Source organism: Chloroflexus sp. MS-G (genome assembly GCF_000735195.1).
GTDB lineage: Bacteria > Chloroflexota > Chloroflexia > Chloroflexales > Chloroflexaceae > Chloroflexus.
On sequence record NZ_JPIM01000244.1, the window covers coordinates 1 to 927 of the forward strand.

General features: G+C 53.9%; 2 protein-coding genes. Both read right to left on the minus strand.

Annotation, left to right across the window (positions count from 1 at the left end; genetic code table 11):
• Nucleotides 1-97: 97 nt before the first annotated feature.
• A complete protein-coding gene (locus JE47_RS0120195) occupies nt 98-397 on the minus strand; it encodes a hypothetical protein (RefSeq protein ID WP_031461463.1) in 300 nt (99 codons plus the stop codon).
• Nucleotides 398-465: 68 nt separating this feature from the next.
• Nucleotides 466-750, minus strand: coding sequence for a hypothetical protein (locus JE47_RS0120200; RefSeq protein ID WP_152556129.1), 285 nt, complete (start codon nt 748-750; stop codon nt 466-468).
• Nucleotides 751-927 lie beyond the last annotated feature (177 nt).

Sequence of the window (927 nt, forward strand, 5' to 3'; positions counted from 1 at the left end):
AGGGGTATCATCCCCCCTTCCTCTCCCACAGCGTGGGAGAGGAAGGGGGGCCGGGGGGGTAGGTGAGGGGCGCTACACTCTTCAGACAAACACAAAACTACTTCTGCCCCACCCAATAGGTATTGCGACTGACAGTCGGCATTGCGCGCACAGTCACTCCCTCAACAGTAGTAAGCTCAGCCTCGTTAACCAATACGAGCGTTGGTTGTACCCCAGGAAAACGGGACTTATAGGCTTCAATAGCCGCCGCGATCTTACGATTGATCGGCACTTTGGGATTATCGTCATACCACATCAGAAAGGGTAGCTGACGACGGGCACCTGCTTCGTCGGCTGGGATTGCTGAGAAAGCAGTGGTTGACGTTGATGGGTGTTGGGAACGTGATCTGGTCGCCATGCGTGATCATCTCCTTAATCCGTCTATCTACAGCGATACATGTCATAACCGGCACCGGATACTGTGTCTTACCAGAACCACTCACGCTGAAGGTACCAGGTGCCTGACTGTAAATCGTGGATCAGTGTGCGCTTCGCACCATCGATGCAGGTCACGTGGTACCGACGCCACTGCCCATCACGCCGACAAATATCGCTAATCTGAGTGATGCGCGTGATACGATGAACGATGTTCTGATACCGAAAAGCGGCCGGCAAAAAATTGAACCGCAGTTCGAGCAGGACGATCCGATCACTGCGGGGTGGATGACGTTGCGATAGCGGTAACGAGTGACGTGACCAGGTTTGCAGCATTCTCCAACTCAACATCGGCACGCTCCGGTTGATTGCGTAATGGCTCACTGATAGCATTGTATCAGAACATTTGTTCAGTGTCAATAGTCATCTAACCCTGACCAGAAGTTTTCGACATCTCCGCCTTCCGTTTCTCCACGAGCACTGGCCTCCCGCCCGCGTTGGGGATGGTGCGGG